Consider the following 15,699-nt stretch of genomic DNA (forward strand, 5'->3'; position numbering starts at 1 on the left):
TATGGTCTTTTTTTCGGTAGTCATTCCGTTATACAATAAAGCTGATCATATCGAAAATACTATCCAAAGTATTCTCGATCAAACTTTTATTGATTACGAAATCATTATAATAAATGACGGATCTACTGATGCAAGTGAAGCTATTGCAAGAAGATTTAACGATAAAAGAATTCAAATTTTTAATCAAAAAAATCAAGGCGTTTCTGTCGCAAGAAATTTTGGAATTGAAAAATCTTCTGGGAAATTTATAGCCTTTCTTGATGCTGATGATTATTGGTTTCCAAATCATTTAGAAGAATTGCACAAACTAATTCTTGATTTCCCCAATTGCGGCATGTATTGCTCTCGATATAAAACTAAAATCGGTACAAATCATTTTAAAACTCCAGTATTTCAAGGAATAGCAAGTTCTTTTAAAGGGATTATCAATGATTACTTTTATTCTAATAAACCATCGCGAATTACGTGGACTTCATCGCTGGCAATATCTAAAGAAATTTTAGAAAATGTAGGAGGTTTTACGCCTGGCGTAACAAATGGACAAGATTTGGAATTATGGACCAAAATTGGAATCCGTTTTCCTGTAGCAATTACGAATAAAACTACTGCCATTTACAATTATGACATTGACAATAGTTTGACTAAAAGCAAAATAAATTCGAGAATTTTAATGGATTTTGAGCAATTCAAAATCTTCGAAAAAGATAATTCATCTCTTAAAAAGTTTCTTGATTTATATCGAATTGAATATGGATTACACTATTACATTTTTGGAAATAAAACCAAATTCAATTTTTATTTAAAAGATGTTGACAAGGAAAATATCCCTTTTAAAGTTCAATTTTTATTAAAAGTTCCGCCTTTCGTTTTGCAGTTTTTTTTAAAATTGAAAAAAAAATTAAAGCAAAGCGGAATTGATTTTTCTATTTACGATTAACATATTTTATAAATTCATCAAAATCCCGAATATAATCTTCTTCGATATAAACCTCTGAAGCCACAACTAGGCAAATCGAACCCGAAGAAAAATTCTGAAGTTCTCTCCAAATTCCAGAATTGATCAGTAAACCTTCATACGGTTTATTTAAAGTGATAATTGTCTCTTCTTTTCCGTCATTTAAAACAACATCAAAACTGCCGCTCAAAGCAACCAAAAACTGCCGAAGATCTTTATGCGCGTGTCCCCCACGTTCTGATCCTGTTGGAACATCGTATAAATAATAAACTCTTTTTATATCAAAAGGAATCGTATCATTTTCTATTACAGATAAATTTCCTCTTCGTTCCTCAATTTTAGGAATTAAAATAATTTGTATTCCTCTATTATTTATTTTCATGTTGGATTCTTTCAAATTTTTCATGTCCGTTTTTTGCACTTTTCAGAACGGTTTTGATGTTTTTAAATTTTATTTTTTTCTGTTTTAAATCAAAAAACATCTTTATAAAAATCCAAAAGATATATTTTTCTTTAAAGATTCTGGTAAACAATGCTCCGCTAATAAAATACTTGTCTAATATATCTCTTTTCTCTGAAGAAGTTGAATTATTGTGCGCAACAATTATTTCAGGTTCAAAAATGAGCTGTTTGCCATCTTTTTTAAAATCTGATAAAAAAACGGCTTCTTCCCCCATTTCAAAAATTCCTCCAAGTCCAAAATTTTCATCAAATCTATATTTTCTAAAATCAACCTGAAATCTATTCAATGTTAATTCAATAGAACTTGTATTTAAGATATCAAAAGCATTTAAATGGCTTTTAGAATTGGCTGAATATTTATTCAAAGGCATTTCATTTGATCTTAGAGCGCAAAACTTTATTACTGAAGCTTTAGGATATTTATTATAAGCTCCAATTATTTTTGCAATAAATCCTTCCTGAAATACTACATCATCATCTGAAATTAAAAGAATATTTCCAATCGCATTTTCTAGTGCTAAATTTCGGCTTTTAGAAAGTCCTTTTTCAAATGAATTAATAACTCTTATATTAGGAAAACTCGAACTCAGTTTTGTTTCAATTTCAACTTGATTGATTATTAATATTGAAATTTTCGAATAATCTAAAGAGGAAAACATGGGAACCAAAAAATCCAACGAATCTCTGTTCATTGTCGAAATTAATATCTCCACATCTTTTTCTTCAAACAAAATATTCATTTTTCAATTCTATTAAACAATCATAAAACACTATAATATTCTTATTTTTGAATTTTACAAATTCATTTTAACAACTCAATTTTAATATGCACAACCTTCCTTTAGTAACTGTTATTTGTTTGTGCTACAATCATGAAAAGTTTGTAATAGAGGCTTTAAATTCTATTGTAAATCAAACTTACAAAAATATTGAAATTATAGTTGCAGATGATTTTAGTAATGATAATTCTAAAAAAGTTATTACAGATTGGCTTAAAAATCATCCAACTGCTCAGTTTATTTTAAGCAAAATTAATTTAGGAAATACTAAAACATTTAACAAGGCACTACAATTTTCAAAGGGAGAATATATAATAGATTTAGCTGCTGATGACGTTTTATTGAAGGAGTGCGTTGAAAAACAGGTGAATGCTTTCTTAAATTCTAACAAAAAAAATCTTGCTGTAGTTTACGGAAATGCCGAAGTAATTTCAGAAAATAACAATCACATTCGCTATTATTATAAAGTTGATGCTGATAAAAAAGCAATCGTAAAACCAGCTTCTGGAGACATTTATAAAGCAATTTTAAGCCAAAGCAGTATGATTTGTTCTATCAGTTCAATGATGAAAAAAGAAGTGTTAATTGAATTAAATGGCTACGATGAAAATTTATCTTATGAAGATTTAGACATTTGGATTAGGGCTTCAAGAAATTACAATTTCGAATTCATTGATTCAGTTTTAGTTCAAAAGAGAGAGCTTGCCAATTCTTTAGGAAATATGTTTTATAAAAGATTTAATTCTAGAACAAAAAAGATAAATCGATCGACCTATTTAGTTATAAAAAAGGCAATTGCATTAAACCAAACCAAAGAAGAAAATAAAGCTCTTTTAAAGAGGCTGCATTGTGAAATGGAAAAAGCGTATAGAACTTTAGATATTTCGCTTTTTATAAAATACATTCCTTTAGAATTAAAATTGCGATTTCAATAAGTAAAAAAACTTCTTTCTAATTATTGTTGTCTGAAAACAACAGATCTAAAGTAAAAAAGCAATAGAATAAAGTAAATAAAATTATCCAGCGCGAATCCCATCACCACTCCTTCAATTCCATAAATTTTAATAAAATACAAACTGAAAAAGTACAAAACTACTAGCGAAAATAATTCGGTTAAAATAAATGCTGAAGTCTTTTTTTTAGCAAAAAACTGATATCCTAAAATAAGCGCACAAACTTTAAAAATATCTCCTAAAAGCTGCCAGAAAAACAAATCGGTTACGGGTAAAAAATCTTTTGTAAAAAGCAGTCGGATAATAAAAAATCTCATGAAATAAAGGAGAGTGAGCGCCAAAATAAAGATTGGAAGAATGAATTTATAATACTGTAAAAAGATATTTTTTGTTTCCAAATCATTTTCTGCTTTAGCTAATTTTGGCAGAAAATAAACACTCAAAATGGTGCTTACAAACATGAGATAATAGGACGAAATTCTCGTCATTGATTCCCAATATCCTGCTTGTTCAATTCCTAAATTATGAATAATATAATTTCGAATTGCAAGAAATACAAAAGGCCCAAAAACAGACGAAACAAACGCCATTAAAGAATAAGACGAAAGGTTTTTTAAAATTTTAAAATCGAAGAAATCTAATTTTATAATTTGAAGAAACTGAATATCTCTCTGAACCAAATAAAAAGTAACAAAAAACAAGAAAGCTGGCGCAATTACAATTGCTAGCAATGCTCCAGAGGTTTTGAATTGCAGAATCAGAAAAATTGAAATTAGTAAACCAATAATATTTCCGATAATGTTGATCCAAATTACTTTTTGAAATTTACCCAAACCATTGATTACAGCTATTAAAAAAATAGAAAGTCCGTAAGTTGGCAAAACCAAAGCTAAGACTTTAAAAACAGTTAAATATTCCGTATTGTTTCCAAAGATTTTCTGGTTCCAATAAGAAGCTGTAAAAAATAAAATTCCGCTTAGTAGAAGCGCAACAACTAATAAACTGATAAAAACCGTAGAAACTATTTTTTGAAGTTCGGTTTTAGTTTTCTCATTTTCAGCCGTATATTTTACGATTCCGTTTTGAAAACCTAAAGTGGAAATATTTTCTAATGAAGTCAAGAAATTACGCAGATTTCCAACCAAAGCCATTCCGCTTGGACCAACGAAAACCGCTAATATTTTCGAAGTAATTAATCCAATTCCGATTTTTAAAGCAACACTAAAACTGTTTAAAGATGTAATCTTAAACAAACTCGTTTGAATTATTTTTCTATAGAAATTCAATTAGTATTGGTTTAAAATTTTGATGATAAAATCTACTTCCGATTGTGTTAAAACTGGACTTATTGGCAAACTTAAAACTTCTTTGTGAATTTTCTCTGTAAGTGGAAAGGACAAATTATTCCATTCTAAAAAAGCTTTTTGCTGATGCGGCGGAATTGGATAATGTATAACAGTTTGAATATTATTTTGAGTTAAATATTCCTGTAAATCTTTTCTATTTTTGGTTCGAATGACAAACAAATGAAAAACGTGATTAGTAGAAAAATCCCAAAAAGGCAATACAATTTTATCATTCTTGATTTCTGCTAAATATCGTTTTGCAATGGCTCTTCTTTTTTCATTATCTGCATCTAAATTTGGCAATTTCAGATTTAAAAAACCAGCCTGCAACTCGTCTAATCTCGAATTTACACCAACGTATTCGTTGTGATATTTCTTTTCAGAACCATAATTTCGAAGTGAAAAAAGCACTTTTGCTAATTGGGAATCGTTTGTTGTAATTGCTCCGCCATCGCCCAAACATCCTAGATTTTTGCCTGGATAAAAACTGTAAGCGGAAGCCGAACTTAAATTGTTAATTCTTAATTGTTGATTGCTAATTGCTCCATGCGATTGTGCTGCATCTTCAACGACAATTAAATTGTGTTTTTCTACAATCTCATTTATTTTCTGCATTTCGGCTAATTGTCCGTATAAATGAACTGCCAAAATAGCTTTTGTTTTTGATGTGATTTTTTCCTGAATTAAATCGGGATCGATATTGTAGGTTTCTAATTTTGGTTCGACCAAAACTGGAATTAAATCGGCTTGTAAAATAGCCAAAATACTCGCGATATACGTATTTGCAGGAACGATAACTTCATCTCCTTTTTTGAGTTTCCCAAGCTGAATATAACCTTTAAAAATAAGAACTAAAGCATCAAAACCATTTCCAACTCCAATGCAATATTTAGATTGACAATATTCGGCGAAAGCCTTTTCAAATGTTTCCAATTCTTTTCCTAAAATATACCAGCCGTTTTCTAAAACCGATTTCAGTTTTTGCTGAAAAGCGGCTTCATACGGTTTATTTATTTTTTTTAGATCAAGAAAAGATATCATCGTTGTTCTGTTTTTTAAATAAGAATGTCTTCTAATTTAATATAATTGGCAGTATCAATTTCGTAAAAATCATGTACAATAGTTCCCGCGCCAAAACTTTCTTTCCAATAAGCTAGTCCTTCATTCAGATTTTTGCCTTGATTTTCATTTGAAATTCCGAAATCAAAAAAACGTTTTTTTGAAAATCGATCGTGAATTAAGTAATGAAAAAGATAATCCAAGCTTCCTAAATCTTCTTTATTTGGATCTTTTGAAATATACTGGCAATGTGCAACGTTTTCTGTTTCAAAAATAGTTGTTCCGCCAATTATTTCATCCTTTTTATAAATATTAAACTGATGAATATTTTCAGGAAAAAGTGATTTCAATGTATTTATTTCATCGATTGAATGAACTGGCTTTGCATTATGCGTTTTTTCTAAATTCGGGATAAGAATTTTGTCCCAAAATAATTCAAACTGATTATCTTCTTTAATAATCAATTCGTTAGAAATTGCTTTTTTTAATCCTCTTTTTCTAATTTTAGAAATTGTCTTATTTTTCTGTAAATCAATCACAGAAAGAGAATCTCTTCTAACTAACTTTGCTTCTGCCAAAAACAAACTGTATAAAATTTCTTCAGCTGGCTTTAAATGATAAATTGATGGAAGCGTTTTGAGGTGCAATTTGCCAAAATTATTTTCATTCAAAAAAAACAATAAATTCCTAAAAATTTCAATGACAGTTTTAAGTTTTGTTTGTTCTTTATAAACCAATCCGCCGTAAGTTAAACCTTGATGAGAATATACGGAATTATCTTTTTTATTGGCTGGAAGAATAGCGCAAAGTTTTTCTTGTTCGAAAACTAAAAGCGAAAAATCTTCAAAGCGATCTTTATGATATTCCATAAAATCACGATGAAATAAAAACGTAGCATTTTTAGCCTGAGCGACAAAATCGTTCCAAACTGAATAATCATTTTCAGAATATTTTTTAATGCTATATTTCATGCTTATTTATGATCGAATGCTTTTAAATGCCATTTGTATTTAACTGCCATTAATCTTATCACAATGATAACAAGCGAAGTGACTAAATATAAAATATCGTCGTTTAAATTTAATTTTCGTAATCCAAAAAATACGATTCCGCCGAAAATACATATTGTTGCATAGATTTCTTCTCTAAAAACATTCGGAATTTCGTTGCATAAAATATCACGAATAACGCCTCCAAAACAAGCTGTCATTGTTCCTAATGCAATACAAATTGCTGGATGAAGCCCTGTTACAATTCCTCTTTCGAGACCAATTAAAGTAAAAACGCCAAGACCAATTGTATCAAATAGGAACAAAGAAGTTCGAAGTTTATCGAAGCTTTTTCTAAAAAGAATCGCTAGAAAAAATCCTAAAATGATCACATAAACGTATTGCATATCGCGCATCCAACCTACTGGAGTTCTGCCTATTAAGACATCACGAAGCGTTCCTCCTCCAACTGCAGTTACAAATGCAATGATAAAAACCCCAAACGGGTCTAGTTTTTTGTGCATTGCTGTTAAAGCACCAGACATTGCAAATGCCATTGTCCCAATAATATCAAGTAAGTGAAACATTTTTTTATGAGTTACAAAAGATCAAAGTTACAAAGTTGTAAGGAATAATCTTAACAAATCTAACTCATAAAAACAGTCATTATTTTTTTACATAAATCGGACTTCTTTTTAATAAATAAGTAACCGAATCCATCCAGCCGTCTTTTACTGCCAGAAACGGTTTACGTGTATGAGAATAGATTTTTGAACCATCTTTATACATGTCAAAATATATGGTATAGTAATAATAAACCTGTGTACTGGATGTTGTCGTCGAAACATCATTGGTTTTTACTTTCTTGTTATCGTTGCTTACTTTTGCATTTCCACTGTTATAAGTAGTTGCAGTTGTCCCTGAATTTATGGTATAAGAAACTTTTACCGCTACAATATTATCTACGCCTAGTATTTTCTCTAAATCTTCGATTGGGGTTTCATCAATATTTTTATAATCTATTCCTGCGCTGTGAAGTAAACTGTTTGTAGTTCTTAAATCTTGAACCGTCAACGGTAAAATATTTGAAGATTTGTCTAGCAATTTATTATAAAGGTCATTTTGTGCAAATTTTGCCATTTCTTCAGAACTTTCCTGAGTATCAGAATTTAAATAAGGAACTGGAAGTACCGCTATGGTATTGGTCTTCATTTCAGATGCCGTAATTGTTGGCGAAGCAGATGAAGAAGAATTATTGGTTGGGCTTACATTAAATGTTTGAGATCTTCCGCTTGCAAAATCGATTTTGGCAATTTGAGAAACATCTAATGAAATCTGAATTGTTTCTCCAGGAAGTGAATATTCAACAGTTTTATCAGACATTTTTGAAATTGTACATTCAATAATCTGATAATCTCTTTTTATAATTTTATCTAGTTTTTTTCCGCCTTGAGCGAAACCAAAAAAAGTAGCAAGCAACAAAAATACAATAAAGAAAAGCTTCGGATTTTTCATGTTTTATTTTTTAATTAAACCGTACTAACTAATAATCAGTTAAATATAAAAAATTATCAGCAAAAGCTGAAAAACATTTTCAAATCCTTAAAGAAAAGATTACATGTGTTGTGTATAAAAATTATAATCTTTTAAAATTACACGTATAAAATCGCTATTGTTTCCTGATTGATTTTTAATACCCGTTACACTTTCGATTTTTGCAACTAATTTATAAATGACTTCATGATCATTTTTGGCCGCTGCTTTTTGATAGGTTTCTTTAATAATACGCATATCATTATCTGAAAGTTTTATTACCAAAGGATAAGTTGGCACGTAAGCTTCGCCAATTTCTTCTAAAATAGTATGACTGATATTAATTTTATTCTTCAAAGAAATAACTGCAGTTCCCGCTGCCATATCGCCCAATCGCTGTGATTTTTGACTGGTAATTACGCTAATAAGACCTGGAAGTCCGCAAAGAGTAAAAAAGTCAATTACTCTAAAAAACCAACGAATCAAATAATCGCCAAAACCAGCTTGATAACCATCAATTTTAACGACTTTAATTTTTACTAATTTTTTACCAAGTGACTGTCCTTCAAAAACACTTTCTAAAACCAACGAATAAACTATAACTGGCGAATAGAGCACTAAAAAAATCGCGCCTTGTGACCAATTATCCAAACCAGCCATTAATCGATCTAACTGAAACCAGTCAAAAATAACGATGGAAAGAGCTGTTATATAACAGATTATAATGAACAAATCAATAAAAAAAGCCCCGAGTCTTTCACCTACGGAAGCAGCAATAAAATTTATTTTGACATTTTGTGTCGTATTAATAGATAATTCTGACATATTTCATATTTTAGCCTGCAATGAGAGAAATCGCCTTTATAAAACAAAACAGAGAAAAATGGCTCGAATTTGAGCTGGCAATTTTTGGTAAAGCTAAAAAAAATCCTGATGAATTAGCTAATTTGTACATTCAAATGATGAATGATTTGTCGTATGCTCAGACGTATTACCCTAAAAGCAAAACGGTTGTGTACTTAAATCATTTAGCTTCTCAGATTTATCAAAAGATTTATAAAACCAAACGTACGGATCAAAATCGAGTTTTAGATTTTTTTAAAATTGAAGTGCCGTTGCTGGTTTACGAATACAGAAGATATTTGGTTTATGCTTTTGCTTTATTTTTTGTTACGGTTGGAATTGGTGCTCTTTCTGCTCGTTATGATCGTGATTTCGTACGCCTAATTTTAGGAGATGAATACGTAAACATGACTTTAGAAAATATCAAAAAAGGCAATCCTATGGCCGTATATGGTTCTGGAAGCAATTGGGGAAGTTTTATTGGCATTACGGTAAATAATCTTTTTGTTGGCGCGAAATGTTATTTCTATGGAATTTTTGCAGGAATCGGAACTTTTAATGTTTTCCTCCAAAACTGTATTATGCTTGGGTCTTTTCAATATTTTTTCTACGAACAAGGTGTTTTCTGGAAAAGTGTTCGCGGAATTTGGATTCACGGTTCTATGGAAATTTTCGCTATCGTAATCGAAACAACTGCCGGATTTATTTTGGGTGCTTCTATCCTATTTCCTAAAACTTTTTCTAGATTAAATTCTTTTAAAATTGGTTTCAAAAATAGTTTCAAAATATTTTTAAGCACTTTTCCTTTCACGATAAGTGCTGGATTTTTAGAAGGTTTCATTACAAGATATTCTATCGATATGCCAAATTGGTTAAGCAGTTTTATCATCTTGATTACACTTGCCATTATTTCGTTTTATTACCTCATTTATCCTTTTATTGTGCACAAAAAAATCCATTCTTTAACCGCCGAAAAACTTTAAGACCAAGTAATGACAAGATTATTTTTTATTTTATCTTTTCTTTTCTGTTGTGGGTTTTCTATGGCTCAAGATGCCCTTATTAAAGTAGATCCGCCAAAAATTGCCACAATTAAATACACTGAGAAAGACATTAAAGTCGATTCTGGGACAGTTGAGGCGAGGCATTTTGAGAAAAATTTCAAGAAAAAATATACTGACAAAGAATTTATCTACGAATATAAAGCTCCTGAAAAAAGCTGGCTAGACCATTTTATGCATTGGCTGGCAAGACAACTTGCTAGTTTATTTAATTTCAGCAGCGTAAAAACATCTCTTAATTTTGTTGCCATTTTATTTAGAATAATTGCAATTCTTGTCGTTGTTGTTCTTATTTACTTTATAGCAAGAGCTTTAACCAAACAAGAAGGAAGATGGATTTTCGGAAAAAATGCCAATAAAAGAGCACTGTTTTATTCGGACGCAGAAAAAAACATTCATCTTTTAGATTTCGAAAAACTAATTCAAGAAAGTATTGAAGCTGGCGAAAAAAGAATTGCTGTAAGATATTATTATTTATGGCTTTTAAAAGTAATGGCACAGCACAATTATATTGAATGGGATATCGAAAAAACCAACTCAGATTATTTGTATGAACTGCAAAATCCTGCTCATAAAGAAGAGTTTACCTATCTTTCTTATTTGTACAATTATATTTGGTACGGCGAATTTGAGATTGATGATGCCATATTTAGAAAGACTGAAAACAGATTTAAAAAAGCATTAAAAACGTTTGGTAATGGATAATAAAGTTAAAATATACATTGCTATTCTGGTTTTAATTTTCGGAATAACATTACTTGTAGACAAAGGTCAGCCAAAACCTATTGACTGGACTCCAACGTACTCCGTTGAAGATAAAATTCCGTTTGGTTTATACGTTTTTAATCAAGAAGCTGATGGTCTCTTTAAGCAGAAAATAGAAAGAATCTCGATCGAAACTCCATACGAATATTTAGATTCTCAATACGATGAAACAGAAGGTGTAGAAACATATAAAATTAAAGGTACTTTTATTAATATCTCTGAAGTCAATAATATTGACGATCAATCTATGACTGAGATCTTATACTTTGTATCACACGGAAATAATGCTTTTTTAAGCATGAAAGTATTTCCAAAACCATTGCTAGATTCTTTAAAAATTGAATTAAAAACAGATTTTATGCCTTCTGAAAGCATTTCGGTTTGGATGGCAAATAAAAAAGTTAGCACCAAAAAATACACTTTCAATACTGGTTTAAGTGATTATTTTTCTAAAATTGATACTTTAAATACAAAAGTTTTAGGCTATCAAACAAGCAATAAAAACAAAAGACAGATCAATTTTATTGAAGTTCCATATAAAAATGGTCATATCTATCTGCATACTCAGCCTGTTGCTTTTACCAATTATAATTTGCTGAAAAAAGATCATTATTTGTACGCTGAAAATGTCATGTCTTATGTTCCAAAAGGAAACATTTTCTGGTACAATAAAAGCTTCAACGATAAGCGTATTTCTAGTTCTCCACTGCGTTATATTTGGAGCCAGCCAGCTTTAAAGTCAGCTTGGTATTTAGGTTTAATTGGAATTCTTATTTTTATGATTTTCAATGCAAAACGAAAACAACGTATTGTGCCAATCCTAAAACCTTTACCGAATTTAACGGTTGATTTTACTAAAACAATTGGAAATTTATATTATCAAGAAGGCGATCATACCAATATTATTGACAAAAAAATTATTTACTTTTTAGAAAAAATCAGAACCGATTATTTGCTTGATACTTCAAAACTCGATGATGATTTTATAACTAAACTGCATTATAAAACTGGAAAAGATGAAAAAGACATTCGAGAACTGATTCAATTAATTAATGACCATCGAAACAGTTATCACGGAAGTCTCGAAGATGATCTTATCCGAATAAATACGGCAATAGAAAAGATTTTACATTAATTTATTTATCCACAGATTAAACGGATTAACACAGATTAGTTTTTTATAAAATCATTTTAATCTTTCTAATCTGTGGCAAAAAAACATAAAATAAAAGACCAAATTATGGACGATATCAATACAACATCAAACGAAATCACAAACGAAAATGTGAATTTCGAAACAAGAATTAATTTAGGACCGCTTTTAGATCATGTAAACACGATCAAAAAAGAAATCGAAACAGTTATTGTGGGTCAGCACAAAATGGTAGATCAGCTTTTGGTTGCTATTTTATCAAATGGTCACGTTCTTTTAGAAGGTGTTCCAGGAGTTGCTAAAACAATTACGGCTAAATTATTGGCTAAAACCTTAAATATTGACTTCAGCAGAATCCAGTTTACACCAGATTTAATGCCTTCTGATATTTTAGGGACTTCTATTTTCAATCTGAAAAACTCAGAATTTGAGTTCAAAAAAGGGCCAATTTTCTCTAATTTGATTTTAATTGATGAAATTAACCGTGCTCCAGCAAAAACACAAGCTGCACTTTTTGAAGTTATGGAAGAACGCCAAATTACAATTGACGGTTCTGCTTATCAATTACAAGCGCCATTTTTGGTTATTGCAACTCAAAATCCAGTAGAACAGGAAGGAACTTATCGTTTGCCTGAAGCGCAATTGGACCGTTTTCTTTTTAAAATTACGATTGATTATCCAAAATTGAATGAAGAAATCTTAATCATTCAGAGAGAACATTCATTACAAAATCACGGAAAATTAGATGCTATTAAAACCATTCTTTCTTCTCAAGAAATCAAAGAATATCAAGGTTTGGTTAAACAAATTAGAGTAGAACAGAATTTATTAGAATACATTGCTCGAATTGTAGTAAATACGCGCGAAAATGCCTTTTTATATTTAGGGGCTTCGCCACGTGCTTCAATCGCTATTTTGAACGCTTCAAAAGGTTTCGCTGCGATCCGCGGACGTGATTTTGTTACACCAGAAGATATTAAAGAAGCTGCAATTCCTGTTTTACAGCACCGTGTAATTGTTGCTCCAGAACGCGAAATGGAAGGCATTACAAGTTCAGAAATCATTAAACAGATTATTGAAACGGTAGAAATACCTAGATAGTTTTAGTTTTCAGTCGCAGTCTCAGTTTACAGTTATTCTGAGACCGAAAACTGAGACTGAAAACTGAGACTGAAAACTAAAAAAAATGAAATTCATAAAAAGTCTATATCTAAACAATTTCTTTTTCTATGTGCTAATAGGCGTTATAGGATTGTTTATCTGTGCATTTATTTTTCCAAATATGTATAATGCAGTTTGGCTGCTTGTTTTGGGTTTAGTTACTTTTTTGGGACTTGACATTTTGCTTTTGTATTTGGCAAGAACAGGACTTGAAGCTGAAAGAATTACTCCTGAAAAATTATCAAATGGAGATTTAAATCCGATCAAAATCAATTTAAGGAATCACTATAATTTTCCTGTTTCGGTAAAGATTATTGATGAAATTCCGTTTCAATTTCAAGTTCGCAACTTCAAGATTGTAAAAACCATAAAAGCTGCAACACAAAAAGAAATTGGTTACGATCTTCGCCCAACACAGCGCGGGGAATATTATTTCGGTTCTTTGAATGTTTATGTTTCTTCGCCTTTAAGACTGATTTCTAGAAGATTTTCTTTTGATAATAATCAAATGGTTCCAACGTATCCTTCTTATATTCAGCTAAGAAAATACGACTTAATTGCTTTTTCTAATAATCTGTTTCAATACGGAATTAAAAAAATACGCCGAATTGGGCATACAATGGAATTCGAGCAAATTAAAGAATATGTTCAAGGTGATGATTTGCGAACTTTAAACTGGAAAGCTACCGCAAAGAGAAATTCTTTGATGGTGAATCAGTTTCAGGACGAAAAATCACAGTCGGTTTATATGGCAATCGACAAAGGCCGCGTCATGCAAATGCCTTTTGGCGGATTAAGTTTATTAGATTATGCTATTAATTCCTCTTTGGTTTTATCTAATGTGATTCTTAAAAAACAAGATAAAGCTGGACTTTTTTCTTTTTCTAAAAAAGTAGAAAACCGAGTTTTTGCAGAAAGAAGAGGTTCTCAAATGCAGAAAATCCTTGAAACTTTATACAATATCAAAACAGATTTTTTTGAAAGTGATTACAGCCGATTGTATGTTGATATTAAGAAAAACATCAATCAGAGAAGTTTAATAATTCTGTACACCAATTTTGAAACAATGGATGGTTTAAATCGTCAATTACCTTATTTGAAAGGAATTGCAAAAAGCCATTTGCTGGTTGTGGTTTTCTTTCAAAATACTGAACTCAACTCCATCATCAATAAAAAAACAACTACTATTCAGGAAGTTTACGACAAAGTTATTGCCGAAAAATTCATGTTCGAAAAACGACTAATCGTAAACGAATTGAAGAAATACGGAATACATTCGGTTTTGACGCAGCCAGAAAATCTTACGCTTGACGCAATCAACAAATATCTGGAGATTAAATCTAGAGGAATTTTATAGTTTATTCATTACCAAGTTTCCATTTCAATCAAAATATTATTCTCAATCAAAAATCAAAAAATGAAATTAAAAATCAGTCTTATTGTCTTTTTTAGCTTTTTTGTACAGCTAGTTATAAGTCAACAAAATATTCCAACTATAAAAGCAGTATCAAAAAAACTTGATATTAGAGACGGTGAAGTATATAAAAAACAATCTTGGAACATTTCTCCTGAACTAAATCCTGATGTATACGAAACATCATCTTTAGGAAAAAAAGTCACTTTTATTACTGATAAAGATTCTATCTCTGTAAAAATTAAAAAAAACACTCAATTTGATTTTGTGATTTTACTTAATGATTCTGTAAAAGCTCATACACAGATCAAGTATAAAGCCGCTATATCTCGTTTAGAAATACTAAAAAAAGCGGCCAAATATAACTACTCTGACAATCGTTTTATTCCTGAATTCACTTATCAACCAATCGAGAATCCAAACCTAATGAAAATTAGAAAAGATTTAAAATTAGATTCAATTGCTGGAACTGGAAGTGAAACTTCTCAAATTCTTAATTTACTGCATTGGGTGCATAAAATAATCAGACACGATGGAGCTAGTTATAATCCAGATTTAAAAAATGCAATTGATTTAATTAAAATTTGTAAAACCGAAAATCGAGGTCTTAACTGCAGAATGATGTCAACAATTCTTAATGAATGTTATTTAGCTATGGGCATAAAATCCAGATATATTACCTGCATGCCAAAGGAAACTGATTTTGATGATTGCCATGTAATTAATATGGTTTACAGCAACGAATTTAAAAAATGGATTTGGATCGATCCAACTTTCGATGCTTATGTTATGAATGAGAAAGGAGAATTACTTGGAATTCAAGAAGTACGAGAAAGATTAATTAATGGTAAAACATTGATTTTAAATCCAGAAGCAAATTGGAACAACAAAGCAACGCAGACTAAAGAATATTACTTAGAAACTTATATGGCTAAAAATCTATATAGGCTAAAAACTCCTGTTTACAGCGAATACGATACTGAAACTGCAAAAGACGGAAAAGAGATTGCATATGTTGAACTATTACCTTTAGATGGAATCGAGCAAACTCCACAAAAATCAGAGTCTACGAATACTAAAACAAACGTAAAAACTACAAATTACAAGACAAATAATCCAAATTTGTTTTGGGCTAAGCCAACAAAATAAAGGATATTATTAGTGTTAAATATTAGGGAAAAGTAAAATGGTTATATGAAACCTTCTTTTTCCTATATTGGCTTTTA

At 30.3% G+C, this 15,699-nt stretch carries 16 protein-coding genes; 8 read left to right on the forward strand and 8 right to left on the reverse strand.

Translation table 11 applies throughout. The annotated features are described in order from the left end of the window. Nucleotide 1: 1 nt before the first annotated feature. Nucleotides 2–937 carry a glycosyltransferase family 2 protein gene (locus tag OD917_RS20270; RefSeq protein WP_263525218.1) on the forward strand — a complete coding sequence of 312 codons (936 nt, stop codon included), beginning with the start codon at nt 2–4 and terminating at the stop codon, nt 935–937. Here the strand turns inward: OD917_RS20270 and OD917_RS20275 are convergent. Both OD917_RS20275 and OD917_RS20280 read right to left on the reverse strand, forming a co-directional pair. Continuing rightward, nucleotides 924–1,337, reverse strand: a complete 414-nt coding sequence (locus OD917_RS20275; RefSeq protein ID WP_263525219.1) for a sugar 3,4-ketoisomerase — start codon at nt 1,335–1,337, stop codon at nt 924–926. The genes OD917_RS20270 and OD917_RS20275 overlap by 14 nt on opposite strands. Continuing rightward, the gene (locus tag OD917_RS20280; protein ID WP_263525220.1) at nt 1,324–2,157 is read right to left on the reverse strand and encodes a glycosyltransferase family 2 protein; all 834 of its coding nucleotides are present in this window, start codon (nt 2,155–2,157) and stop codon (nt 1,324–1,326) included. The genes OD917_RS20275 and OD917_RS20280 overlap by 14 nt, the downstream gene beginning before the upstream one ends. Nucleotides 2,158–2,243: 86 nt before the next feature. On the opposite strand from OD917_RS20280, the gene OD917_RS20285 reads away from it, so the two are divergent. Further along, a complete protein-coding gene (locus OD917_RS20285) occupies nt 2,244–3,131 on the forward strand; it encodes a glycosyltransferase family 2 protein (RefSeq protein WP_263525221.1) in 888 nt (295 codons plus the stop codon). Nucleotides 3,132–3,151: 20 nt separating this feature from the next. Here OD917_RS20285 and OD917_RS20290 read toward each other — a convergent pair whose 3' ends face one another. From OD917_RS20290 to OD917_RS20315, 6 genes are all read right to left on the reverse strand, one after another. Then, complete coding sequence (locus tag OD917_RS20290; protein ID WP_263525222.1) at nt 3,152–4,435, reverse strand: O-antigen translocase; 1,284 nt, start codon at nt 4,433–4,435, stop codon at nt 3,152–3,154. Beyond that, on the reverse strand, nt 4,436–5,536 hold the full coding sequence (locus OD917_RS20295; RefSeq protein WP_263525223.1) for a DegT/DnrJ/EryC1/StrS family aminotransferase: 1,101 nt from the start codon (nt 5,534–5,536) through the stop codon (nt 4,436–4,438). 14 nt (nt 5,537–5,550) lie between these two features. Then, nucleotides 5,551–6,525 carry a GNAT family N-acetyltransferase gene (locus OD917_RS20300; protein ID WP_263525224.1) on the reverse strand — a complete coding sequence of 325 codons (975 nt, stop codon included), beginning with the start codon at nt 6,523–6,525 and terminating at the stop codon, nt 5,551–5,553. Between the two features lie 2 nt (nt 6,526–6,527). After that, nucleotides 6,528–7,130, reverse strand: a complete 603-nt coding sequence (locus OD917_RS20305; protein WP_111287533.1) for a trimeric intracellular cation channel family protein — start codon at nt 7,128–7,130, stop codon at nt 6,528–6,530. Nucleotides 7,131–7,209: 79 nt separating this feature from the next. Then, nucleotides 7,210–8,058, reverse strand: a complete 849-nt coding sequence (locus OD917_RS20310) for a hypothetical protein (RefSeq protein WP_263525225.1) — start codon at nt 8,056–8,058, stop codon at nt 7,210–7,212. Between the two features lie 99 nt (nt 8,059–8,157). After that, nucleotides 8,158–8,901 (reverse strand): RDD family protein, encoded by a 744-nt coding sequence (locus OD917_RS20315; protein ID WP_263525226.1) that lies wholly within the window; start codon nt 8,899–8,901, stop codon nt 8,158–8,160. A 20-nt stretch (nt 8,902–8,921) separates the two neighbouring features. Here OD917_RS20315 and OD917_RS20320 point away from each other — a divergent pair, with 20 nt between their 5' ends. From OD917_RS20320 to OD917_RS20345, 6 genes are all read left to right on the forward strand, one after another. After that, the gene (locus OD917_RS20320; protein ID WP_263525227.1) at nt 8,922–9,902 is read left to right on the forward strand and encodes a stage II sporulation protein M; all 981 of its coding nucleotides are present in this window, start codon (nt 8,922–8,924) and stop codon (nt 9,900–9,902) included. 9 nt (nt 9,903–9,911) lie between these two features. Next, nucleotides 9,912–10,685: a DUF4129 domain-containing protein gene (locus OD917_RS20325; RefSeq protein WP_263525228.1), complete on the forward strand. Its 774-nt coding sequence runs from the start codon at nt 9,912–9,914 to the stop codon at nt 10,683–10,685. Further along, nucleotides 10,678–11,880, forward strand: a complete 1,203-nt coding sequence (locus OD917_RS20330; RefSeq protein WP_263525229.1) for a DUF4350 domain-containing protein — start codon at nt 10,678–10,680, stop codon at nt 11,878–11,880. Before OD917_RS20325 ends, OD917_RS20330 begins: the two co-directional genes overlap by 8 nt. 105 nt (nt 11,881–11,985) lie before the next feature. Next, nucleotides 11,986–12,999, forward strand: coding sequence for an AAA family ATPase (locus OD917_RS20335; protein ID WP_263525230.1), 1,014 nt, complete (start codon nt 11,986–11,988; stop codon nt 12,997–12,999). Between the two features lie 85 nt (nt 13,000–13,084). Next, nucleotides 13,085–14,416 (forward strand): DUF58 domain-containing protein, encoded by a 1,332-nt coding sequence (locus tag OD917_RS20340; protein ID WP_263525231.1) that lies wholly within the window; start codon nt 13,085–13,087, stop codon nt 14,414–14,416. Between the two features lie 60 nt (nt 14,417–14,476). Beyond that, a complete protein-coding gene (locus tag OD917_RS20345) occupies nt 14,477–15,622 on the forward strand; it encodes a transglutaminase-like domain-containing protein (protein WP_263525232.1) in 1,146 nt (381 codons plus the stop codon). The last annotated feature ends 77 nt before the right edge of the window (nt 15,623–15,699 follow it).

Origin of the sequence: Flavobacterium sp. SH_e (genome assembly GCF_025717045.1) — a bacterium.
Taxonomy (GTDB): Bacteria; Bacteroidota; Bacteroidia; order Flavobacteriales; family Flavobacteriaceae; genus Flavobacterium.

What these genes read in the sequence shown, in the direction of transcription:
- OD917_RS20270 (WP_263525218.1), top strand. Translation starts at nt 2, where the DNA reads ATGGTCTTTTTTTCGGTAGTCATTCCGTTATACAATAAAGCTGATCAT.
- OD917_RS20275 (WP_263525219.1), bottom strand. Translation starts at nt 1,337, where the DNA reads ATGAAAATAAATAATAGAGGAATACAAATTATTTTAATTCCTAAAATT.
- OD917_RS20280 (WP_263525220.1), bottom strand. Translation starts at nt 2,157, where the DNA reads ATGAATATTTTGTTTGAAGAAAAAGATGTGGAGATATTAATTTCGACA.
- OD917_RS20285 (WP_263525221.1), top strand. Translation starts at nt 2,244, where the DNA reads ATGCACAACCTTCCTTTAGTAACTGTTATTTGTTTGTGCTACAATCAT.
- OD917_RS20295 (WP_263525223.1), bottom strand. Translation starts at nt 5,536, where the DNA reads ATGATATCTTTTCTTGATCTAAAAAAAATAAATAAACCGTATGAAGCC.
- OD917_RS20300 (WP_263525224.1), bottom strand. Translation starts at nt 6,525, where the DNA reads ATGAAATATAGCATTAAAAAATATTCTGAAAATGATTATTCAGTTTGG.
- OD917_RS20305 (WP_111287533.1), bottom strand. Translation starts at nt 7,130, where the DNA reads ATGTTTCACTTACTTGATATTATTGGGACAATGGCATTTGCAATGTCT.
- OD917_RS20310 (WP_263525225.1), bottom strand. Translation starts at nt 8,058, where the DNA reads ATGAAAAATCCGAAGCTTTTCTTTATTGTATTTTTGTTGCTTGCTACT.
- OD917_RS20315 (WP_263525226.1), bottom strand. Translation starts at nt 8,901, where the DNA reads ATGTCAGAATTATCTATTAATACGACACAAAATGTCAAAATAAATTTT.
- OD917_RS20320 (WP_263525227.1), top strand. Translation starts at nt 8,922, where the DNA reads ATGAGAGAAATCGCCTTTATAAAACAAAACAGAGAAAAATGGCTCGAA.
- OD917_RS20325 (WP_263525228.1), top strand. Translation starts at nt 9,912, where the DNA reads ATGACAAGATTATTTTTTATTTTATCTTTTCTTTTCTGTTGTGGGTTT.
- OD917_RS20330 (WP_263525229.1), top strand. Translation starts at nt 10,678, where the DNA reads ATGGATAATAAAGTTAAAATATACATTGCTATTCTGGTTTTAATTTTC.
- OD917_RS20335 (WP_263525230.1), top strand. Translation starts at nt 11,986, where the DNA reads ATGGACGATATCAATACAACATCAAACGAAATCACAAACGAAAATGTG.
- OD917_RS20340 (WP_263525231.1), top strand. Translation starts at nt 13,085, where the DNA reads ATGAAATTCATAAAAAGTCTATATCTAAACAATTTCTTTTTCTATGTG.
- OD917_RS20345 (WP_263525232.1), top strand. Translation starts at nt 14,477, where the DNA reads ATGAAATTAAAAATCAGTCTTATTGTCTTTTTTAGCTTTTTTGTACAG.